Annotated in this window: 18 protein-coding genes; 15 read left to right on the forward strand and 3 right to left on the reverse strand. The window is 45.5% G+C overall.

What is annotated here, in order from left to right:
• From flgL to IGK63_RS00755, 12 genes are all read left to right on the forward strand, one after another.
• Positions 1-921 carry a flagellar hook-associated protein FlgL gene (flgL, locus tag IGK63_RS00700; RefSeq protein ID WP_008376577.1) on the forward strand — a complete coding sequence of 307 codons (921 nt, stop codon included), beginning with the start codon at positions 1-3 and terminating at the stop codon, positions 919-921.
• Between the two features lie 137 nt (positions 922-1,058).
• Positions 1,059-2,141, forward strand: coding sequence for a flagellin (locus IGK63_RS00705; RefSeq protein ID WP_008376575.1), 1,083 nt, complete (start codon positions 1,059-1,061; stop codon positions 2,139-2,141).
• A gap of 102 nt (positions 2,142-2,243) precedes the next feature.
• On the forward strand, positions 2,244-2,657 hold the full coding sequence (locus IGK63_RS00710; protein ID WP_016611599.1) for a flagellar protein FlaG: 414 nt from the start codon (positions 2,244-2,246) through the stop codon (positions 2,655-2,657).
• 4 nt (positions 2,658-2,661) lie between these two features.
• Entirely contained in the window at positions 2,662-4,083 is a 1,422-nt protein-coding gene (gene fliD, locus IGK63_RS00715) for a flagellar filament capping protein FliD (protein ID WP_429972547.1), read from the forward strand.
• Positions 4,084-4,157: 74 nt separating this feature from the next.
• Positions 4,158-4,487 carry a hypothetical protein gene (locus IGK63_RS00720; RefSeq protein WP_016611597.1) on the forward strand — a complete coding sequence of 110 codons (330 nt, stop codon included), beginning with the start codon at positions 4,158-4,160 and terminating at the stop codon, positions 4,485-4,487.
• A 13-nt stretch (positions 4,488-4,500) separates the two neighbouring features.
• Complete coding sequence (gene fliS, locus IGK63_RS00725; protein WP_008376567.1) at positions 4,501-4,869, forward strand: flagellar export chaperone FliS; 369 nt, start codon at positions 4,501-4,503, stop codon at positions 4,867-4,869.
• A 165-nt stretch (positions 4,870-5,034) separates the two neighbouring features.
• Positions 5,035-6,786, forward strand: coding sequence for a hypothetical protein (locus tag IGK63_RS00730; protein ID WP_008376564.1), 1,752 nt, complete (start codon positions 5,035-5,037; stop codon positions 6,784-6,786).
• A gap of 166 nt (positions 6,787-6,952) precedes the next feature.
• On the forward strand, positions 6,953-7,393 hold the full coding sequence (locus tag IGK63_RS00735; protein ID WP_429972418.1) for a MarR family winged helix-turn-helix transcriptional regulator: 441 nt from the start codon (positions 6,953-6,955) through the stop codon (positions 7,391-7,393).
• Positions 7,390-9,132, forward strand: coding sequence for an ABC transporter ATP-binding protein (locus IGK63_RS00740; RefSeq protein ID WP_429972419.1), 1,743 nt, complete (start codon positions 7,390-7,392; stop codon positions 9,130-9,132). Before IGK63_RS00735 ends, IGK63_RS00740 begins: the two co-directional genes overlap by 4 nt.
• Complete coding sequence (locus IGK63_RS00745; RefSeq protein WP_016611591.1) at positions 9,098-10,864, forward strand: ABC transporter ATP-binding protein; 1,767 nt, start codon at positions 9,098-9,100, stop codon at positions 10,862-10,864. Before IGK63_RS00740 ends, IGK63_RS00745 begins: the two co-directional genes overlap by 35 nt.
• Positions 10,865-11,031: 167 nt before the next feature.
• Positions 11,032-12,468, forward strand: coding sequence for a glycoside hydrolase family 1 protein (locus IGK63_RS00750; protein ID WP_008376556.1), 1,437 nt, complete (start codon positions 11,032-11,034; stop codon positions 12,466-12,468).
• 262 nt (positions 12,469-12,730) lie between these two features.
• The gene (locus IGK63_RS00755) at positions 12,731-15,193 is read left to right on the forward strand and encodes a heavy metal translocating P-type ATPase (RefSeq protein ID WP_016619548.1); all 2,463 of its coding nucleotides are present in this window, start codon (positions 12,731-12,733) and stop codon (positions 15,191-15,193) included.
• A 73-nt stretch (positions 15,194-15,266) separates the two neighbouring features.
• On the opposite strand, the gene IGK63_RS00760 is transcribed toward IGK63_RS00755, so the two are convergent.
• Both IGK63_RS00760 and celB read right to left on the reverse strand, forming a co-directional pair.
• A complete protein-coding gene (locus tag IGK63_RS00760; protein WP_005226669.1) occupies positions 15,267-15,983 on the reverse strand; it encodes a GntR family transcriptional regulator in 717 nt (238 codons plus the stop codon).
• A gap of 108 nt (positions 15,984-16,091) precedes the next feature.
• A complete protein-coding gene (gene celB, locus IGK63_RS00765) occupies positions 16,092-17,363 on the reverse strand; it encodes a PTS cellobiose transporter subunit IIC (protein ID WP_005226670.1) in 1,272 nt (423 codons plus the stop codon).
• 159 nt (positions 17,364-17,522) lie between these two features.
• On the opposite strand from celB, the gene IGK63_RS00770 reads away from it, so the two are divergent.
• From IGK63_RS00770 to IGK63_RS00780, 3 genes are all read left to right on the forward strand, one after another.
• Entirely contained in the window at positions 17,523-18,911 is a 1,389-nt protein-coding gene (locus IGK63_RS00770) for a glycoside hydrolase family 1 protein (protein ID WP_008376549.1), read from the forward strand.
• Positions 18,912-19,157: 246 nt separating this feature from the next.
• On the forward strand, positions 19,158-20,438 hold the full coding sequence (locus tag IGK63_RS00775) for a PTS sugar transporter subunit IIC (RefSeq protein ID WP_005232725.1): 1,281 nt from the start codon (positions 19,158-19,160) through the stop codon (positions 20,436-20,438).
• Positions 20,439-20,624: 186 nt separating this feature from the next.
• The gene (locus IGK63_RS00780; protein WP_008376546.1) at positions 20,625-21,365 is read left to right on the forward strand and encodes a GntR family transcriptional regulator; all 741 of its coding nucleotides are present in this window, start codon (positions 20,625-20,627) and stop codon (positions 21,363-21,365) included.
• Positions 21,366-21,439: 74 nt separating this feature from the next.
• Here the strand turns inward: IGK63_RS00780 and uvrC are convergent, their stop codons facing one another.
• A complete protein-coding gene (gene uvrC, locus IGK63_RS00785; RefSeq protein WP_005232721.1) occupies positions 21,440-23,230 on the reverse strand; it encodes an excinuclease ABC subunit UvrC in 1,791 nt (596 codons plus the stop codon).
• Between the last annotated feature and the right edge of the window lie 74 nt (positions 23,231-23,304).

The raw sequence follows: 23,304 nt of genomic DNA on the forward strand, positions 1-23,304 counted from the left end.
ATGCGTATTTCCAATTCAATCACCTACAATGATTTTCTACGAAATCTAGGAACCAACGCCTCCAAAGTCCAATCCACGTTGAATCAGCTATCGAGCTTGAAAGAAGTCAGCAAGTCCTCGGATAATCCACTGCTGGTTTCAAAAATCATGGATCTCAATGTGTCGTTAAATCAAAACAAAACCTACAATAATACGATCAAAGACAGTATTTCTTGGACAAAAGCCCAAGATTCTGCTTTAGAAAGCGTCAGTACCTCGATGCTGCGGATTCGCTCATTGGTTCAATCTTCTGCCAATGCGACAGCCGGCAGTGAGGAATTAGGCGCAAATCGTTCAGAGATCGAGCAAGAGATCGCAGGTATCGTTGAATCATTAAATACCAACTTTGATGGCCGCTATTTATTTAGCGGAACGAATACGACGACGGCGCCTTTTGAGATCGTCAAAGAAAATGACGCCATCGTCGGTATCAAATACAATGGCACCAGTGAAGACTTGCCCCGAGAAATCGCAAACGGGGTCTCGGTGGATCTGTTAGCCAGCGGTGATCGACTGATGAACGAGACGGGCACCGCTACGGATCCCCAAAATTTAAGCACCTACTTCAATGATTTATTGTCTGCGTTGCGCAGTGATGATAAAGATGCCTTAGGGGGCGAGCTTTTAACCGCTCATGACCAGCATGCCACCAATGTAGTGAATGTACGGGCGCAGATCGGCACCCTCTACAATCGCTTGGAGGCGGCTGCTGATCGAAATGAGACGGAAAAGCTGAACTTGACCGAAACACTGTCCAACAAACAAGACGTCGATATTGCGGAAAAGTATATGGAATATCAAAATCAAATGACTGCCTACCGCTCAACATTAGCAATGGGAACAAAGATCATGCAGATGTCCATTCTAGATTATTTAAATTAACCCAAAAAACTTTTGTTCTTTGACGGGAGCAAAAGTTTTTTATTTTTTTTAGAAAAAAGGCTTAACCCTGAACGGTTTCTTCCGATAAATAGTAGCAGAGGGAAACCTTAGCGAATAAAAATTAGGAGGAACTACACATGAGAATCAATACAAACGTTTCAGCATTGAATACTTACTCACGCCTAACGGCAGCAAATGCTTCTAAAAGCAATTCTTTGTCTAAATTATCTTCAGGCTTACGCATCAACAAAGCTGGGGACGACGCAGCTGGCTTAGCAATTTCTGAAAAAATGAAAGGCCAAATCGGCGGTTTGTCACAAGCAAAAAGCAATGCACAAGATGGTATCTCATTGATCCAAACAGCAGAAGGTGCATTAAATGAAACCCACAGCATCTTAGGCCGTATGCGTGACCTTGCGGTTCAAAGTTCAAACGGTACGTTAAGTGATGACGACCGCAGTGCGATCAACAAAGAATACACTGCATTGTCTGATGAAATCGACCGTATCAGCAATACCACTGAATTCAATACAAAAAGCTTGTTAACTGGTGAAGGCGATGATGCGAAATCATTCACTTTCCAAATCGGTGCCAACGCAAACCAAACAATGGGCGTTTCAATCAACAACATGAGCTCATCTGCCTTGAAAGTAAAAGGCTTAGATTTAACACAAGCCATTGACACAAGCGATGCCAAAGCTGTTGCTGCAGCAAAAGATAAAGCAGTAGCGACTGCCTTCAAAGCAGATGCTACAACAAAATATGCAGCGGACGGCACAGTTGATGCGGCAGCTGGTAAAACAGTTGCTGAATTACAAACAGCCATCGACACAGCTGCGGATGATACAGCAAAAGCAACAGCTCAAAAAACATACGATGATGCTTTAGCAACATTTACCGCTTCTGATGAAGGCAAAGCAGCAGCGGCAACTGTCAGCGTTGAAAACAACCCAATCACGAAAATCGATGAAGCGATCAAAGCAGTTTCTGCACAACGTGCGGATCTTGGTGCGGCGCAAAACCGTCTAGAACACACAATCAACAACTTAGGTACAACACAAGAAAACCTATCTGAAGCAAACTCACGTATCCGTGACGTTGATATGGCCCAAGAAATGATGAGCTTTACGAAGAGCAACATCCTTTCTCAAGCAGCAACTTCAATGTTGGCACAAGCAAACTCAATGCCTAACAGCGTATTGAGCTTGTTACAAGGATAATTTTTGATCAAGTGAACCACTGACACAAGGACTGCCTAGGGGAAGCGCAGTTCTTGTGTTTTACATAGCAGCACAAAAACGCTTAGAAATGAGGAAGCTCTGATGGATATTCAGCCAATGTCAGGAATACACCCGATCGAAGCCGTTGCGTCGGTCGCTAAAGCACGTCCGATCGAATCCCTAGATCCAGAGACCGCCAACCTTCAGCCGCAACACCAAGAGGGGAAAATGGCGGAGAAAAAGGAACGGACAGTGGTCACTGAACCGCCGATCCACTATTTTTCAGTAGCCGATCAGCACAAGATCGCAGCCTCCGTGGAGGAAGTGAATCAGCGACTACTTGGCAAAGATATGAAATTGGCTTATGAAGTACATGAGCGCACAGGGCGTACGATGGTGCGTTTAGTGGATATGCAGACCAACGAAGTGATCAAAGAGATCCCACCAGCCAACATGCTAGATGTGATTGGAAAAATATGGGATGACATGGGCATTGCGGTCGATCGAAAGGGATGAAACTATGGCAAGTGTAACCAGCAGTTCAGGAATCAGTACAACGCTAGGGAGTTATTCTGGCGTGACTTCAGAAGATATTGAAAAATTATTGGCGGCAGATGCGATCAATAAGACCCGTGCTGAGAATAAAATCACGTCGCTTAAAGCACAAAAAACGGCATGGAGTGATATCAGCACTCGCTTGACTAACTTTTTGTCAAAAGTCGATGCGTTACAAAAAGATGATGCTTATCAAACAAAAAAAGCGACGACCACCAATAGTAGTATCGCTTCAATTGCAGGAACAACGGAAGCCCCAGAAGGCACCTATGATCTAAAAGTCAACCAACTAGCAACAGCCACGAAGGTGACGGGGAGTCAAGTAGCTCAAAGCAGCAAAACGGCCCTAAATGTCAGTGGTCAGCTGTCATTGACCAGTTCGGAAGTCGATGAAGATGGCAAACCGATCACCGCTTCGATCGAGATCACTGCCGAAGACAGCTTAAAAGATGCGGCAGCTAAGATCAATGGCCAAAGCAAGACGACCTTCGTTGCAGCGAGCATCGTGGATAACCGTTTGATTTTAACGAATACGAAAATGGGCGACAAAAACTTCTTGATCGACGGCAATGCCGCCGAAGGATTAGGGATCGGTTCAACTGCGGCTACGACGCAAGGCCAACCGGCTATTTTTGAACTAGACGGCATGGAGATCACCCGCGACAGCAATAGTGTGACGGATGTTATCGATGGTGTCACTCTGACGTTAGCGAAAAAAAGCGAGGAGCATGTGACGCTTTCTTTAGCCAATGATACTTCGAAAGTCGTTGATGCAGTACAAGGATTAGTGGATCAATACAATAGCTTGATGAGTTTTATCGGCGATAATTTGACCGTGGGAGATCCTAGTAGTGAAAACAACAAGACGGGGACCTTGGTGGGAGACAGTGCGTTGACCCGTCTACAGACTCAATTGCGAAATTTGATCACCATTCCAGCCGTCAGCGGCTCAAAGCTGACTGCTAATAAGCTAGGCATCTCCACCGTCGATAATGATGGTACATTGGGACTGGATACGACCAAGTTAAAAGAAGCCCTAGCGGAAGATCCCGCTGCTGTGAAGTCCTTCTTTTATGCAAGTACGAAAACCAAAGAAGCCGATGGCACTGCGAGTACGAAAGAGACCGGCTATACATTAGCGCTAAAAGAATTAGCCAACAGCTATGTCGTCAATACTTCAGCCAATAAAGGGATCATTGCCACCAAATCTGCGACCTATGACAGTACCATCAAGGATTTGAACAAACAGATTACACGGTTTGATGATATTTTAGCAATGAAAAAAGAGCGTTACATCACAATGTTTACCAAATTAGACTCCGTGATGATGGAGGCTGAAAATCAGCTGAGTTACCTAAGCAATCAGTTTGCCAATACGTCAAACTAGGCAGGATAGCCGATTAAAGCAGTCATTTTTTCATTCGCATAAGAAACCCTCGTCAACAAGAAAGGAAACAACCTATGGAGCCACACGTATCATTAGATGAACGTTTGAATCAGATTTTAACTGGGTTTGCAAAATGGCGCGGCGACAGCGAAGATGCCGGTCGTTTGATGGCAGCCAATGCAGCGGTCATAGCAGCCATGCAAGCAGAAGAACAGAGCCATAGTCCACAAACCAGTGCATTGGCGCAACAAGTGATCCAAGCGTATCAAGCGTTCCTAGACCAGGTCAAAGCCCAGCAGCAAGAGATCAAACAAGAATTGGGGCGTTTGAACCGCAAAAACAATCTTGTCAAAACGTATTTGCAGCAAGAAGACAGTGCCGCCTTCGTCGAATTTGATTTATAGTGAGGAAAAAAAGATGAATTATCAAAAAATGCAAAACAACTACCTGCAGAACCAAGTAATGAGTGCCTCCCCCAACAAACTGATTGAAATGCTGTTGCAAGCAGCCATCAAAAACATCAAATTAGCAGTGATCGCATTGGAAAAAGAAGAGTTGAGCCAAGCCCATCAGCAATTTGTCAAGGCGCAGAATATTTTATTGGAATTACGGGTCTCTTTAGACCGTGAGCAAGGCGGCGCTATTGCTGAAGATCTCGATCAGCTGTATGGCTATATGTACGATCAGCTAGTCAGTGCCAATGTCCAAAAAGAGGCAGCCCCTGCAGAAACGGTCGTCCCGCTTTTAAGCGAACTACTGGAAAGCTGGCAAACGATCACCCAATAAATTTGAGAAAAAGCAAAGAAACGACCACCTAAAACCTAGAAAAGTTTAGTAATTGGTTAAATTTTTACCATGTATCCCTTTTCACTAAGCTTTCTTTTTCCCCTCCTCGTCCCTATCTGGTACTCTTTTTATGAGCGTACCGAAAAGGTGCAAGGAGGTTTTTTTTTGAAACAAAAAATAGTACAAAAGCCGCTTTTCTGGCAAGTGGTGATTCTGATTGCAATGAGTGGTGTTTTTTTATTACCGCAGATCTTAGGCCAAGGCATGATTTTGGGCTCTGATGTGGTCTTTCACTTCAATCGTTTTTATGAGACCAGCCAGCAGATCAAAGAGGGCAATTTTCAATATTTTCTTTCTATCTACGGGTTTCAGCAATCTGCTCGTATCGTCAATGCATTATACGGTCCCTTTTTTGCCTATTTCCAAGGTCTGCTGGTCTTGCTGAGTCCTTCGTGGTTTTCCTACCAACTGCTCGCCAATGGGCTGCTCTATCTGCTAGCAGGGTTTTCGATGTTTGGCTTATTAAAGAAACTACGAGTCAATGGCTGGCTGTCAGTGGGGATGAGCATCCTGTTTATGGCGACCTATTCTGTCCAGTATTGGATTGAGCGGCAGGGCTTTTCTGCTTGGGGAGCAGCCGTGTTACCGCTGTGTCTGATTCCACTGATTGCACTAGGGGAACATAAACGGTTGCGGCCTTTTGCGGTAGGGGTTTCCGTGGCAGTCTTATTTCAAATCCATGTGTTTTCAAGCATCTTGTTAGTGCTCTTATATGTGCCCTTTTTCTTACGCGCCTTTTTTGTTGGAACTTCCGGCGAAGAAAAACGACAATTGGTGCTGCGCTTAGCAGGAGCGATCGGGATTTTCTTGCTGCTGACCGCCAATATTTGGTTAGGGATGTTGGATCTCTATACGAGTAACACGTTGATCGCGCCTTTTGTGAATCGCAACATGCAGAACAATACCATTACTGGAACCAGCAGCTATTGGTGGACGACTCCGTACCTGCTGCCAATCTTATGTGCCTTGTTCTTTTGCGGTGCGATTCGTGTATGGCCTCGTCTATCCGGCGGCTTCAAATTAATGACAGCAGCTGCAGCGGTCTTTTTCGTTTTATCATCGAACGCTATTCCTTGGCAATGGCTAGGCAGTCTGGACAATGGTGTGATCAATTTACTACAATTCCCTTTTCGGTTCTTTGTTCCTGCCACGATTTTGATCTTAGTCGGTTTGTGCCTGCTGGTTCCTTATTATCGGGGCAAGCCATTGGCAAATCCGCGTTGGTTCGTCCTCGTTTTAGTTTTGAGTGTTGGTCAAATCCTGATCCAAAACACGGTCAAAATGCAGGACTGGCACTCCGATGAAGCGGCAGTTTCACTGCGAAACCACACCTATCTCTCGGCGGAATCTGAAGCGCAATTGAAGGAAGCCTATTTTAGTAAAGACAAGTCCTTAGCATTAGCGCTGTATCAACGTTCTACCCCAGATTATCTGCCCCTCTATCAAGAGACCAAGAAGAACAAGTACAATTTGTACGGGGAAGAAATCATTGAAAAAAATGATACCGTGGCAAAAACCGTAGAAAACGGGAAACTTACTTTACGTTGGCAAGGTGATCAAGAGGCGTGGAAGGCGTTACCGATCATCAATTACCGCTATACTGAATTGACCCTCAATCAGCAGCCACTAACTGAGAAAGATGTCTCTTTGAGTGCCATTGGTGCCGTTTCTGTCCAACAGCAAGCAGGGGAGAATGTCTTAGTCGTTGACTATGACGCACCTTGGTTTTTCGACGGAGCTTTATGGCTGACGATCATTTCTTGGATCGCTTTACTCATCGGCTTTATCAGCTGGAAAACAAGACAGCTGTATCGTCGTCGTAAGGTCGTACAAGCTTTATTGAAAGAATCTGAATAAAATGAATCAGAAAAGAACTTCAGCGAGAGGGCTGAAGTTCTTTTTTTGTTGATCAGCAACAGTGTACCTATTTTTTTCCGAGAGAAACAATAATCGTTGCGTGCGCAACGATTATTCCTTATAATAGATAAGACACTTTGAAGAACCAAGAAAGGCAGGAGTGCTCATGGAAGCCATTATCCGCTCAATCAATCATATTGCCCGTCTCGCCATCCTTTATCGGGAAAAAGAACTGAAAAAATTTGGTTTAGGTGGGATGCATCATACCTATATCTTAAACATTTGCCGTCAACCGGGGATCAGTCAAGAAGCCTTAGCCAAGAAGATTTTTGTTAATAAAAGCAATGTTGCCCGTCAACTAGCGATCTTAGAAGAACGAGGATTTGTCACTAGAACCAGCAGTCCCACCGACAAACGACAATTACTGGTTTATCCAACCGAAAAAGCACTTGTTGTCCAACCAAAGATCCAACAGCTGCTTCAAAGCTGGAATGAACAAGTCGTAGCAGGTTTTTCTGCTGCCCAACAGCAGCAGTTGATCGCTGATCTGGAAATCGTCAAAGAAAATTCCCAACGGCTTTTAGCGAAAGTTGAGGCGATGGAATGAATCTTTTGACTCAATATTTAAAACCCTATATCGGCCGCATTTCCCTTGGCGTCAGCATCAAATTCTTCGGGTCATTGATGGACTTGCTATTGCCTTGGATTTTGGCGTATATCATCGATTCTGTGATTCCCACGAAGCAAGTATCAGCGATTTTTGCTTGGGGCGGGGCGATGGTGGTCTGCTCCATCATCGCAGTTGTCACCAATATCATCGCCAATCGGATGGCCTCCAGTGTTGCTCGCGATACCACTGGTAGTATACGCCATGACTTATTTGAAAAAGTTTCCTATCTGTCGATTCCGCAAGTCGAAGAAGTCGGGATCCCTTCCTTGGTGTCTCGCTTGACGACAGACACTTACAACATCCATCAAACGATAGGGATGATCCAACGGATGGGGATTCGTGCCCCGATTCTGTTATTAGGGGGAATCATGATCACTGCTACATTAGATCCCGTTTTGACACTGGTCTTAGTAGGCGTCTTGCCCTTCACTTTAGTGGCAGCAGTCACCATCTCAAAACGGGGGATCCCCTTGTTTGCCTCATTGCAAAAGCAAGTGGATGTGTTGGTGCGGACTGTCCGAGAAAATGTAACTGGGGCTCGGGTGATCAAGGCCTTGTCTAAAGCAGATTACGAGAAAAAGCGCTTTGACCACGTCAATCAAGACGTAGTAGCTGCGGAAACCACTGCTAATCGAACCATGGCTGCGACACCACCCCTGATGGACCTATTTTTGAATATCGGACTGACGCTAGTGATCGTCGTCAGTGCCTTTCGCGTCAATCAAGGGTTGACCCAACCAGGGGTCATCATTGCCTTTTTGACCTATTTTACGATCATTTTGAATGCCATGCTCAGTATCACTCGCATCTTTGTAATCGTGTCGAAGGGGCTGGCTTCTGCCGATCGGATCCAATCCGTCTTGCGCCTGCCGCAAAATATGCAAGTCATTGAGGCGCCTGTCAAAGAAGAGTCGGCGCATATCGTTTTTGAAAAAGTTTCCTTCACTTATCCTAATGGCACTCGGGTGCTGAAAGACATCGATTTTTCCTTGCAGCCGGGAGAAACCTTAGGGATCATCGGTGCGACTGGTAGTGGAAAATCAACGATCGTCAAACTACTGCTGCGGCTCTATGACCCAACGAAGGGCATGATTCGCATCGCTGGTCGCGACATTCGCTCCATCGATCCGACGGAGCTGCATCAGTTATTCGGTGTCGTCTTACAAAAAGACGTGCTTTTTGCGGAAACGATCGAAGAAAATATCGCTTTTGGCCGGCGGTTTTCCAAAGAGCAGATCGAAGAAGCGGCGGCTCGCGCCCAAGCCAAGGAGTTTATCAATCAACTACCCATGCGCTTAGCTCATCCACTGCATGCCAAAGGCAGCAATTTAAGCGGCGGTCAAAAGCAGCGGGTCTTGTTATCGCGGGCATTGGCGGGGGATCAGGAAATTTTGATTTTGGATGATTCTGCCAGTGCGCTGGATTATCGGACCGACGCTCAGTTGCGCAAGGTCCTGAAACAGCAGTTTCAACAGACGACGACGGTCTTGATCGCGCAGCGGATCAGCTCGATCCAGCATGCCGACAAAATTTTGGTACTGGAAAATGGTCAAATGAACGGTTTTGGCAGTCACCAAGAATTACTAGCAGAAAATGCGATCTACCAAGCCATTTATCAAGGTCAGACAGGAGGTGCCGACGATGCCGAAGAAAAAAACGGAAAAACCCAAGGATAGCAAGAAAACACTCCGGCGTTTGTGGGGCTATCTCTACGAGTACAAAGGACTCCTGTTGGCAGCCGCTATTTTAATGATGGTCAGCAACATCTTCGCCTTGGTGGGCCCGTTGCTTTCCGGGTACGCCATTGATGCTATTCAACCGGGTCCCGGCAAGGTCATTTTTGAACGAGTCTTCTTTTATTGTGGGCTGATGCTCCTGTTTTATCTTGCGTCTTCCCTTCTTAGTTATCTGATTTCGCTCATGATGATCCGCTTGAGTCAGCGGGTGGTGGCAGCGATGCGCAAGGCGATTTTTGATAAAATCACCGAATTGCCAGTGGGGTATTTTGACCGGGTCGCCACTGGGGATATCATCAGCCGCATCAGTTATGACGTCGATACCATCAATACGTCATTGGCCAGCGATGCCATTCAAGTCCTCAGCAGTCTTGTGACGATCATTGGTTCGTTTGTGATGATGGTTTTGATTTCGCCGCTGCTGGTGCTGATTTTTGTCGTAACGGTTCCCGCTTCGATCTTTTTGACCCGCTTTTTGATGAGCAAATTTCAACCATTGTTTCGCCGTCGTTCCCGCAAATTAGGTGAGCTGAACGGCTTTGTGGAAGAGATTATTTCTGGTCAGCAAACGATCAAGCTGTATAACCAAGAAGAAGCGATCATCAGCCGTTTTGACGAAAAAAACCAAGAAGCGGTGGATGCCTATTACAATGCCGAGTACTACGGTAGTATGACTGGTCCTTCCATCAACTTTATCAACAATCTGTCGTTGTCCTTGATCAGTATGTTTGGCGCCTTGCTGTTTTTGTTCGGTCATCTGACATTAGGGAATGTTTCTTCCTTTGTTCTTTACTCCAGAAAATTCTCAGGACCAATCAATGAGTTAGCCAACATCTTCAGTGATTTGCAATCGGCATTGGCGGCGGCAGAACGGATCTTCCGTTTGCTGGATGAAGAACCGGAAGTTTCTGATGTTCCTGGAGCCTACGAATACCACGAGGTGTCTGGTGAGGTCGCCTTTGACCATGTGACCTTCGGCTATCAAGCACAGCAGCCCATCATCAAAGACCTTTCGCTGCAAGTACCAGCTGGCAGCTTGGTCGCGATCGTCGGACCAACCGGAGCCGGGAAAACCACCATCGTGAACCTCTTGATGCGGTTTTATGACCCTGACCAAGGAGCGATTCGGTTAGACGGCAAAAATATCCGCCAAGCGACACGCCGCAGCTTACGGCAAAGCTATGCGATGGTGCTGCAAGACACGTGGCTGTTCACGGGAACGATTTTTGAAAATTTGGCCTACGGCAAGGCGAATGCGACGATGGCAGAAGTCCAAGCTGCTGCACAAGCCGCCCATATCCATGACTTTATTATGAGCCTGCCAAAAGGCTATGATACTTTGATTTCTGAAGACGGGACCGGTATTTCACAAGGGCAAAAACAACTATTGACGATTGCGCGAGCAATGCTGTTAGATGCCGATCTGCTGATTCTTGATGAAGCCACATCAAATGTCGACACGCAAACGGAGCTGCTGATCCAAGCAGCGATGACCAAATTGATGAAAGGCAAAACCTCCTTTGTGATCGCCCATCGCTTGTCCACGATTCGACATGCCGACACGATCCTCGTGGTGGAACAGGGCAATATCGTAGAGCAAGGGACCCACGAAGAGTTAGTAGCCAAAGAGGGGCGTTATGCCTCACTCTATCAGGCACAATTTGACGCATGATCCATAGCTAGTCCGCATCCGTACAAGGAGTAACCCACTGCTTGCACGGATGTTTTTTGCGTGCCATCGGCTTTCTTGGCACAGGTAAAAAATCTTCTTATGACAAATCAGGCAATTATCGGTATACTTAAGAAAGGGGTATCATCAAACAGAAAGAAGGGAAACAATTGGATCATAAACAACTAAAAGAATTCCCCAACGATTTCTTATGGGGTTCAGCATCAGCAGCCTATCAAGTAGAGGGCGCATGGCAAGAAGACGGCAAAGGCGCTTCAGTTTGGGACGATTTTGTCCGCATTCCAGGCAAAACCTTTAAAGCAACGAACGGAGATGTCGCGGTCGACCATTACCACCGCTTCAAAGAAGATGTTGCCTTGATGAAAGAACAAGGATTGAAAACCTATCGTTTTTCCATTGCATGGACACGGATTTTTCCAGAAGGACGAGGAGAAGTCAATCAAGCAGGGTTAGACTTTTATTTAGCATTGATCGATGAGCTGATTAAAGCAGGGATCGAACCAATGGTGACCTTGTACCATTGGGATCTGCCACGTACGTTGCAAGAAGAATATGGCGGCTGGGAATCTCGCAAAATCATTGAAGATTTCACCAACTATGCGGCCGTATTATTTGAAGCCTTTCGCGGCAAAGTTCACTATTGGGTCAGCTTGAATGAACAAAATATCTTTACTTCTTTAGGCTATCTTTTAGCTGCCCATCCACCAGGAGTGACCGATCCTAAACGGATGTATGAAGTCAATCATATCGCTAACTTGGCAAATGCGTCGGTGATCAACAAGTTCCATGAGATGAAAATCCCAGGGAAAATCGGACCAAGTTTCGCCTACTCACCAAACTACCCAATCAACAGCGACCCGAAAAATATTTTGGCAGCTGAAAATGCCGAAGACTTGATGGCGCATTATTGGTTAGACGTCTATCTATGGGGCGAATACCCGATTGCCGCAATGAATTACTTGAAAGAGCAAGGGATCGCACCAACGATTGAACCAGGAGATATGGACTTGCTGCGTTCAGCAAAACCAGATTTCTTAGGGATCAACTATTACCAAACAGCAACGAATGCCTACAATCCATTAGATGGTGTCGGTGCCGGTAAAATGAACACCACTGGGAAAAAAGGTAGCTCCGAAGAAACCGGGACACCAGGAATGTTCAAAAAAGCTGAAAATCCATTTGTGGAACGGACGAATTGGGATTGGGAGATCGATCCTCAAGGGCTGCGGATCGCTTTACGCCGAATCACTAGCCGTTATCGGGTGCCTGTGATCATTACGGAAAACGGACTTGGTGAATACGATAAACTAACAGACGATCACCAAATCCATGACCAATACCGCATCGATTATTTAGCAGGGCATGTCCATGCCATCAAAGAAGCGATCAGCGACGGCGCGGAAGTTCTTGGCTATTGCACCTGGTCCTTCACTGATTTGCTAAGCTGGTTGAACGGCTACCAAAAACGCTATGGCTTTGTCTATGTCGACCAAGATGAAACCCAAGAAGGGTCACTGGCACGCTACAAGAAAGACAGCTTCTACTGGTATCAAGAGCTGATCAAAACCAACGGGCAAGAGTGCTAGCCTCCTAAAGCCAATACCTGAATAAGCGAAACGACCCCTGCAACGGCAGTGATCGTTTCTTAGAAAAAAGTACGTTCCACCTGTAGCGACTGCCCAAAGGTAGACCAAAAGTCTCGCTTTTTGGGCCGCTTCAAAGGAGAACGTCCTTTTTTTGAGTATTATCGTTGACAAGTGTAAACGATAATTGTAAAGTAGAAGAAGATTACAACTGTAAACACAAAAGGTGAATGGGTTTGCATAGCAAGCAAGGAGGAAGGAAACAATGATCGAAAAGAATTATGGGGTAAAAGGGATGACCTGTGCGTCTTGTTCCCAGACAGTCGAAAAAACAGTCAGCAAGCTGGCGGGGGTCGACCAAGCAGCTGTCAATTTGGCTACTGAAAAATTACATATTCGTTATGATGAGCAGCAGCTCACCGAAGAAACACTCGCTGAGGCCATCAAAGCAGCGGGCTATCAACTGATCGGCTCTCAAAGACAAGAGACCTTTGCCATCTCGGGCATGACCTGTGCGTCTTGTGCCCAAACAGTAGAAAAAGCTGTCCAAAAATTAGCGGGTGTGGAGCAAGCCTCCGTCAATCTGGCGACAGAAAAACTGACGGTCAGCTATCAACAAGACCAAGTGTCCGCCGCGAAGATCGCAGCTGCCGTGAAAGAGGCGGGCTATGACGCACAGCTGCCGACCGCTTCTGCCGACAAGGCGGATTCAAAACAGGCAGAGATTCGTGCTTTATGGCAACGGTTTTGGCTTTCGGCGCTCTTTACGATCCCCTTGTTCTATTTGACGATGGGGGAAATGATCGGTTTGCCGATCCCTGGCTTTTTAGATCCAATGGCCTATCCAGTCAATTTCGTTACCACTCAATTGATTTTAGTCTTACCGGTGATGGTCCTCGGTCGCGCCTTTTACATTGCTGGTTTCAAAGCGCTTTGGAAAGGCCATCCTAACATGGATTCCCTCGTCGCATTGGGAACCAGTGCTGCCTTCTTTTATAGTATTTATGGGACCGTGATGGTCTACCTGGGCACGACCCACTATGCGATGCACTTGTACTATGAAACGGCCGCCGTTATTTTGGCATTAGTGACCTTAGGAAAATACCTTGAGTCGGTCTCAAAGGGCAAAACCTCCGAAGCCATCAAGAAGTTGTTGGATCTCGCACCGAAAAAAGCCCGCGTGCTTCGCGGCAGCGGGAATCAAGCCGAAGAAGTCGAAGTGGGTATTGAAGAAGTCGCAGCCGGCGATATCTTAGTCGTACGACCTGGTGAAAAGATTCCTGTGGATGGGATCGTTACCCAAGGACGCTCTGCCATCGATGAATCAATGATCACCGGAGAAAGCTTACCTATCGAAAAACAAGTCGGTGATCGGGTGATCGGCGCTAGTATCAACAAAAATGGCTCGTTTCAATACGAAGCCACCAATGTGGGAGAAGATTCAACGTTAGCGCAAATCATTCAGTTAGTAGAAAATGCCCAAGGCTCCAAAGCGCCGATTGCCCGCATGGCAGATAAAGTTTCGGGTGTGTTTGTCCCGATTGTCATGGTCTTGGCGGTTTTTGCAGGACTTGCCTGGTTTTTCTTAGGACAAGAAACCTGGATCTTCTCATTGACCATTACGATCTCTGTATTAGTGATTGCTTGTCCGTGTGCCTTAGGATTAGCGACACCGACCGCCATCATGGTGGGTGCGGGCAAAGGGGCAGAAAATGGCGTCTTGATCAAAAGCGGCGATGCGTTAGAAACAGCTAGAAACGTGACGACGATCGTCTTTGATAAAACCGGCACGATCACAGAAGGCAAACCAGTCGTAACCGATCTCCTGCCTGCCGGCAACCACACGCCGACGGAATTGCTGCAGCTGGCGGCTTCTGTTGAAAAAGGCTCAGAACATCCATTAGGCGAAGCCATTGTGATCGAAGCCCGCACGCAAGCCCTCGCCCTGCAAGAAGTTGACGGGTTTGAAGCGATTCCGGGGCATGGGATTCAAGGCACGATTGCTGGCAGTCCAGTCCTATTAGGCAACCAGAAATGGCTGGAAAAACAAAACGTTGCCATCGATGGCCTGATCGAGCAAGCCCAACAATTGGCTCACGAAGGGAAAACACCGATGTATGTTGCCAAAGACGGCGAAGCGATCGGGATCATCGCTGTGGCAGATACTATCAAAGAAAGCAGTCGAAAAGCCATTGAACGTCTGCATCAAATGGGCTTGTACGTAGCAATGATCACTGGCGACAATGCTCGGACAGCCCAAGCCATCGCCAAACAAGTCGGTATCGATGAAGTAATCAGTGACGTCTTGCCAGAAGATAAAGCCGCCAAAGTAGCCGGCCTGCAAGCCAAAGGCCAAAAGGTTGCGATGGTAGGTGACGGGATCAATGATGCGCCGGCGTTAGCCCAAGCCGATGTAGGGATCGCGATTGGCTCTGGTACCGATGTCGCCATCGAATCGGCAGACATCGTACTGATGCGCAGCGATCTGATGGACGTCCCATCAGCGATCGAGTTAAGTCGGGCAACCATCAAAAACATCAAAGAAAATCTTTTCTGGGCTTTTGCTTATAACGTCTTAGGCATTCCTGTCGCAATGGGTGTGTTGCATCTTTTCGGCGGCCCCTTGCTCAATCCAATGATCGCCGGGGCGGCCATGAGCTTCAGCTCGGTATCCGTTTTATTAAATGCCTTGCGGCTGAAACGATTCCAACCCTCAGCAAAAAAATAAACGAAGCAACGAATGCAACAACAAAAAGACCTGCCCACGGTTTCTGATGGAAGAAAACCGTGGATAGGTCTTTTTAGTGCTGGACATCTAAATAAGAGTAGGCCCGCACGTCATAACGGTTGCGACTACGGGAAAATTCGATGGGTGAGCCATTTTTCTGATAGACGATCTGTTCAATCTCTAAGACCGGATCATCGGCTTTACAGTCCAAATACTGTTGATCGTACGCGGTACTTTTATCAGCGGCGATGGTGCGGTAGGCCCCAGCAAACTGGACCCCTAGTTCCTCTTTGACATAACGATAGATAGAACTTTCTAAATGGCCACGAGTTAAATTGGGCACCAAATGGACCGGCATATAGGTATATTCTAAAATAAACGGCTGGTCTTCAAGAATCCGCAAGCGGACAATACTATAGATCGGCTGTTCTTCCGTCAACATCAACTTTTCTTGGATCGTTTGGTCAGGAAATTCGACTTGAAAATCGATGACCTGACTGACTAGCTTGCGGCCAGCTTTGCCCATTTCTGTTGACAAGCCTTCATAGACCGTTAAAGCAGTGGTGTCTTTTTTTAAGAATGGGTGGTTCAATATTTTTGTTCCAGCGCCCCGCTGAGAATAAACCAGTCCTTCCATGGCTAAAATACCGATGGCTTTTTTGACGGTCATCCGGCTGACTCCGAATTCTTCGACTAAATCAGTTTGATTCGGCAGTAAGCTGTCAGGCGGATACGTTTTGTTTTTGATACGTGTGCGTAAAATATTGGCAATTTCTTGGTATTTTGGCATCTGATCACCTCGCAAGAAGTATAGCTGAAAAAAGCGGTTTCGACAATCAAACCTTGGTTTTTTTATAAAAAGAACGGCTGACTGAAAAAATTCAGCCAGCCGTTGCGCTTAATCGATCGATGGTTCTGCTTGGCGATCTAAAACACGTAAGAATGGATACCAGATTAAGCCGACGATCACCACGTCAATGACTTGCAGCAAACCACCTAACCAAGAGTTGGTTGCTAAGACACCACTGAAGACCACTGGAACGGTCCAAGGAACAGAAACACCAGTTGGTGCAGGAACAAGTCCAGCCGCCATCACTAAGTAGTTGAAGGTCGTTACCACAAGAGGTGCCACGACCCAAGGAATCAGGATTGTCGCATTCAAGACGATCGGCATACCGAAGATTGCTGGTTCGTTGACGTTAAAGATCCCTGGTGCTAAAGCCAAGCGACCCACATCGCGGTATTGTTTTTTCTTCAATACGAAAGCCATCAAGATAACAACGGCTAACGTCATACCAGAACCGCCTAATCCAACAGTAAAGGTTTCCATAAATGGTTTTGTGACGATATGCGGCAGTGCATCCCCATTTTGATACGCTTCTAAGTTGTCTAACATCAATGTATTCCAAATCGGGTCCATCACAGAGTTGACGATGATTTGACCATGTAGACCGAAGAACCAAAGGAATTGAACAAAGAACAAAGCCAATAGAGTTGCTGGCAAGCTGCTGCCTAGTCCAGTCAATGGTTTTTGGATCAATTCATAAACCAGGTCATGCAAGTTGGCATTGAAGACACCCGTCATGATGGCATTGATCACTAAGAATACCGTTAAGGTGATAATTGCTGGAATCAAAGCGGCAAAAGATTTAGAAACTGCTGGTGGTACCCCATCAGGCATTTTGATCTGCCAGCCGCGTTTTGTGATGCGGCAATAGATTTCAGCTGCCAAAAATGCTGCGATCATCCCGATAAACATCCCTTTTGCGCCAAGACGATCAAGAGATAGCACGCCGGAGATCGTTTCGCCAGATTCAGTAGTCATAAAGAAAGGAGTTAAGATCAAAAAGCTGGCAAAAGAAACGGCGCCGCCAAAAATCCCTTCCACATCATATGATTTTGATAAATAATAGCCGATACCGAAAGTAACGAAAACAGTCATGATACTCATTGTTGCATTTTGCCCATTGCCAAACAGCGTTCCTAATGTTCCTTTAGTGGCATCACTGAAGAAGGGCAGGTTGTTTAAAACGACCACGATCGATCCAAACATAGTGATTGGGAACGAAAGCATAAACGCGTCCCGCAAGACGGTCAGGTAGCGATTTTGTCCTAAGGCATTCGCCAAGGGCAAAATCTTTTCAGATAACTTATCCATAAAACCATTCATTATTAGTTCACTCCTTAAATTTCTTTTTGCAATCGATTACATTGATAATGTATCATGTTTTATTTTAAATGTCTATACATTTATTTTAAAAAAGATTGATTTTTGTAACTGCTTCCTTTATGATTAGGGCAGCAAAGAAAAAATGAGGAGTGAATGAAGATGGATTATCAATTTCCAGCAGGCTTTTGGTGGGGGTCAGCCGCTAGTGGCCCACAAACAGAAGGTGTATTTGAAGGTGATGGCAAAGGGGCAAGCATCTGGGATTACTGGTATCAGCAAGAACCAGAGAAATTTTTCAATAGGGTAGGTCCTGAAAAAACCTCGCAAGTCTACACACGCTATCAAGAAGATATTCAACTCATGAAAGAAACCGGCCATACGACGTTTCGGACGTCGATCCAATGGAGTCGTCTTTTCCCGCAGGGCAAAGGAGAAGTCAATCAAAAAGCCGTTGATTTTTACAATGCCTACATTGATGAGTTGATCGCCAACGGGATCGAACCTTTCATGAATTTATACCACTTCGATATGCCAATGGCGCTGCAAGAAAAAGGCGGCTGGTTGAACCGAGAGACCGTGGATGCCTATGTCGCGTTTGCGCAAACCTGCTTTACGTTATTTGGTGATCGTGTCAAGAAATGGTTCACTCATAATGAACCGATCGTCCCTGTTGAAGGCGGCTATCTTTACCAATTCCATTATCCGAATGAGATCAACATGAAACATGCAGTCCAAGTTGGGTTCCACGAAACGTTGGCGAGTGCTAAAGCCATCAAAGTCTACCATGAGATGAACCTTGGTGGGGAGATCGGCATCATCTTGAACTTGACGCCAAGCTATCCAAGAGATGAGAACGATCCAGAGGATGTCAAAGCAGCGCAAATCGCAGATGCCTTCTTTAATCGCTCTTTCTTAGACCCTGCGGTCAAAGGCACGTTCCCAGAAGAATTAGTGACCATCGTCAAGGAATTAGATATGGTACCAGCGATGGAAGCTGATGATTTACAAACAATTCGCGAAAATACGATCGACTTGTTGGGGATCAATTATTACCAACCTCGTCGTATCATGAAGAAAGAATCACCGATCGATCAAGCGAAAAGTCCAATGCCAGATGATTACTTTGATAACTATGATATGCCGAACAAGAAAATGAACCCGTATCGTGGATGGGAAATCTATGAAAAAGGGATCTATGATATTTTGACAAACACGCGAGAAAACTATGGCAATATCAAGTGCTACATTTCTGAAAATGGCATGGGTGTCGAAGGAGAAGAACGTTTCGTCAATGCTAATGGCGTGATCGAAGATGATTACCGCATCGAGTTTGTCTCTGACCACTTGAAGTATGTCCACCAAGCGATCCAAGAAGGAACCAATTGTGTTGGCTACCATATGTGGACCTGCATGGACAACTGGTCATGGACCAATGCTTACAAGAACCGTTACGGATTTATCTCCGTTGACTTAGCAAATGATGCTAAACGAACAGTGAAAAAATCAGGTCGTTGGTTTAAAGAAGTTTCAGATAATAACGGCTTTTAATAACAATGAAAAAAGCAATGCTGTAGGGGCCAGCATTGCTTTTTTTGTGTAAAATCGCGGATTTTTCTGTCTTGTTCCGAAGGGAATTCTCTATTAAAAAACCACCTGTTTTTGCAAATGATAAGCTGGGTTAAACAAAAGCGCAGTTTTGATAAAGAAAAGACTAGACATGGAAACGTTCTCGTGGTATTCTTTAGTAGAAATCGGTTTCATTATTTTGTTTAGGGTTTGAAAGGAGAAAAAACAATGGATAAATTTATTGGATTTATGGAGAAGCACTTTATTCCGATCGCTTCTAAAATAGGCTCTCAAAGACATCTAGTGGCCATTCGTGACGGATTTATCGTAACGATGCCGTTGATGATCTTAGGCTCTTTTGGGGTATTGATCAACAACTTACCAATTCCTGCCTATATTGATTTTATGAATGGCATTTTTGGTGAAGGGACATGGCAAGCCTTTGGGAACAACTTGTCAGCAGGTACTTTTTCAATACTTGGTCTGTTAATCGCTTTCACAGTCGCGTATAATTTAGCTAAAAGCTACAATCAAGACGCATTAGGTGCTGGGGCGATCTCAGTTGCAAGTTTCTTCGCATTAGGTGCAATGGCGACAGGCCCAGATGGTTTGTTAACAGCTGCCGGACTTGGTTCTCAAGGATTATTTTTAGCATTAATCGTATCGATCATTTCTACTGAGATCTTCCGTCGTCTAGCTGGCAACCCACGCTTAGTCATCAACATGCCTGATGGCGTACCACCAGCAGTCTCACGTTCATTTGCTGCGTTATTCCCAGCAATGATCACCGTATCGATCTTTGCTTTGTTTACAGCAATTTTCCAAGCATTTGGTGTGACAAGTATCGTATTGTCCTTCTATGAATTGGTGCAACAACCATTCATGGGCTTGGCAAACTCTTACCCAGCTGCTTTGCTATTAGGTTTTATCTCTGCATTCTTATGGTTCTTTGGTTTGCATGGTGCCAACATCATCGACCCGTTCATGCAAACGATCAATGTGCCAGCGATCGAAGCAAACGCACGAGCATTAGAAGCAGGAACAGATTTGCCTTATATCGTCAACAAACCATTCTTTGATTCTTTCGTGAACATCGGCGGAACAGGCGCGACACTAGGTCTTCTGATTGCGATCTTTTTAGTTGCTCGTCATCATAAAGCGTATATGACTGTCGCAAAACTATCCGTTGCACCAGGTGTGTTCATGATCAATGAACCAGTGATGTTTGGGTTACCCGTTGTCTTGAACCCAATCTTGTTCATCCCATATGTGTTGACACCACTTGTTTTAGTCACGACTGCTTATTTTGCAACTGCAACTGGCTTAGTTCCTGCAAGTACCGTCATCGCACCATGGACGACGCCACCAATCATCGGCGGTATTTTGTCGACACAAAGTATTGCTGGCGGAATCTTGGCAGCTGTTAACTTGATCTTGTCGATCGTTATTTACTTGCCGTTCGTGAAAATGGCGCAAATTCAAGAAACACGCCGTTTAAAAAATGCGTAATGTCTGATCGAGTCGATTAGAAACAAGCGCCAAACGTAATAGACCTTATCCGGCCGCGATCAGAGTGCAATACCCCTTATCACACTGCTTCATTGGAAGGTGCAGTGGTGTGATGACACTCTTTTCGTTTGGCCGGTTCTTTTCTCGTTTTTCAATCAATACAACACACGTTTTGGAGGTGGCAAAATGCCCAAATATATGGAGATCGCAGATGTTCTGCGTAAAAGAATCAAGGACGGAACTTATCCGAAAGACAGTCTTTTACCTTATCAAACAGAGTTAGTGGAAGAGTTTGGCGTCAGCCGAATGACGATTAAAAATGCGGTGAATATCCTGATTATGGAAGGCTTGCTGCTGACAAAGCGCGGCTTAGGGACCAAAGTTTTGAATCATTCCTTTTGGGGCAAAGATACCTCATCGGTGACAGAATACAAAGGCCTGAGCTATCAGATGAAACAAGAAAAACGGACGTTGACTAGCCAAGTCATCACCTTTGAAGTCTGTTTTCCTACAACAAGAATTCAAGAGATGCTTCAGATCACTGCCGAACAACCAATCTACCATGTGATCCGTTTGCGGATCTTAGAAGGCAATCCATACATACTCGAGCATTCCTATATGCCGTTGGATCTGGTCAGCGGTTTGACGAAAGAGATCTTGGAAGAATCCGTCTATGACTATCTGTTGCAAGATTTAGGCTACAAATTTGCTGGTGCTTATCGGACTTTTCAGGCTGCCAAAAGTGATGAATACGATCAAACCTATTTAGCGTGCCAAGCAGATGATCCAGTATTGGAATTAGAACAGATCATCTATTTAGAATCGGGACGTCCAGTGGACTATTCCTGCAGCCGCAATCGGTATGATGTTCGTGGCTATTCCATGTTAGACATGAAGCCTGATCTGTTACAGCACCGCAAAAAGTAACGGCTTACAAAATGGTTCTTCAACGAAAAAACGCTTCATAGCTACTGTTGGCTATGGAGCGTTTTTGTTTTGACTTAAGAAGTGGGTTGGTTTTGATCGCCTAGTTTGGCTAAGATAGTTTCCGCAACGGCTTTGGGAATACCAGCTTGCTGGATCTCTTCCACGGAAGCTGCTTGGATGTTTTTTAACGACTTGAAGGTTTTCATGAGCTGTTGCTTGCGTTTTGGTCCTAAGCCAGGAATTTCATCTAGTTTGGAAGAAAAGCTGTTTTTACTGCGCAGTTGGCGATGGAAGGTGATCGCAAAACGATGGACCTCATCTTGGATCCGTTGCAGCAAAAAGAATTCGACAGAATTGCGTTCCAGCTGGATCGGATCTAAAAATTCTCCGAAAATCAACTCGCTGGTTTTGTGTTTGTTGTTCTTCACTAATCCGGCAACGGGAATATCTAAACCTAGCTGGTTATGCAGCACTTCTTGGGCGGCACCGACTTGGGCTTTCCCACCATCGATGATGATCAGATCAGGAAAAGGCAGGTTTTCTTTTAGGACACGAGAGTATCGGCGGTAGATGACTTCTTGCATAGAGCCATAATCATCGCCGCCTTGTGCGGTACGAATCTTATATTTCCGATAATCATCTTTAAACGGCTTCCCGTCGACAAAAACCACCATTGCAGAAACCGGATCGGTTCCCATGATGTGGGAGTTATCGAAGGCTTCAATCCGATAAGGTGTCGGGATCCCCATGGCATCGCCTAGACGATCCACAGCACCGATCGTCCGTTCTTCAGTACGCTCGATCAACGCAAATTTTTGGGCCAAGGCAATGCGGGCATTTTTATTGGCCAAATCGACCAATTTCTTTTTGTCGCCTCGTTGGGGCTGCAGGACTTTGGTTTCCAACAGCGCTTCTAATGGGGCAGCATCGACATTTTGCGGAACAAAGACTTCTTTGGGAATGAAGTGTTCATTCTTTTGGTAAAACTGGCCGACGAAGGTCAAGAAATCTTCATCCGCTTCATTGTAGAAAGGAAACAAAGAGACTTCTCGTTCGATCAGCTTTCCTTGACGGATAAAGAATACTTGGACACACATCCAGCCTTTGTCGACACTGTAGCCAAAGACATCACGGTCCATCAGATCGGTCAAGGTCATTTTTTGTCGCGTCATGACGGTATCGATCGCTTGGATCTGATCCCGCAGCTCAGCCGCTCGCTCAAACTCTAATGTTTCAATGGCTTCGCCCATCTTCTCTTTCAGATCTTTCAAAATATCGACGTGACCGCCGTGGAAAAAGTGTTTGACTTGATCCACGATCTTTTGATAATCCTTGGGGTCTACATTATTGACATAAGGACAGACGCATTGACCCAAATGATAATAAAGACAAGGCCGCTTTTGAGAAGGACCGCATTTTCGTAAAGGAAAGAGGCGATCTAGCACCCGTTTGGTTTCATTGGCTGCTCGTGCATCAGGATAAGGGCCGAAGTATAAAGCCCCGTCTTTTAAAACTTTACGAGTGATGATCAAACGCGGATAGCGCTCTTTGGTCACTTTAATAAAAGGATACGACTTGTCGTCCTTTAACATGATATTGTATTTTGGTTTGTTTTTTTGAATCAAATTGATTTCCAGCAATAAAGCTTCCGTATTTGATTCGGTAACGACGTACTCAAAATCATTGATTTCTTGAACGAGCCGTTCGGTTTTCGTATCGTGGCTGCCGGTAAAATACGAACGGACACGATTTTTTAAAATTTTGGCTTTCCCAACATAGATGATTTTGTTATTTTTATCTTTCATTAAATAACAACCAGGTTGATCAGGAAGCAGCGCTAATTTGTTCTTGATTTGTTCGTTCATTTCAAGATCCTTTCTTACTGGTTTGCTTCACGAACTGCATAAGTAGTCAAAGGGCGGTCTAAGTTTCCCTCAAA

This window comes from Enterococcus sp. AZ040, assembly GCF_050499185.1.
In the GTDB taxonomy this organism is placed as follows: Bacteria; Bacillota; Bacilli; order Lactobacillales; family Enterococcaceae; genus Enterococcus_D; species Enterococcus_D entomosocium.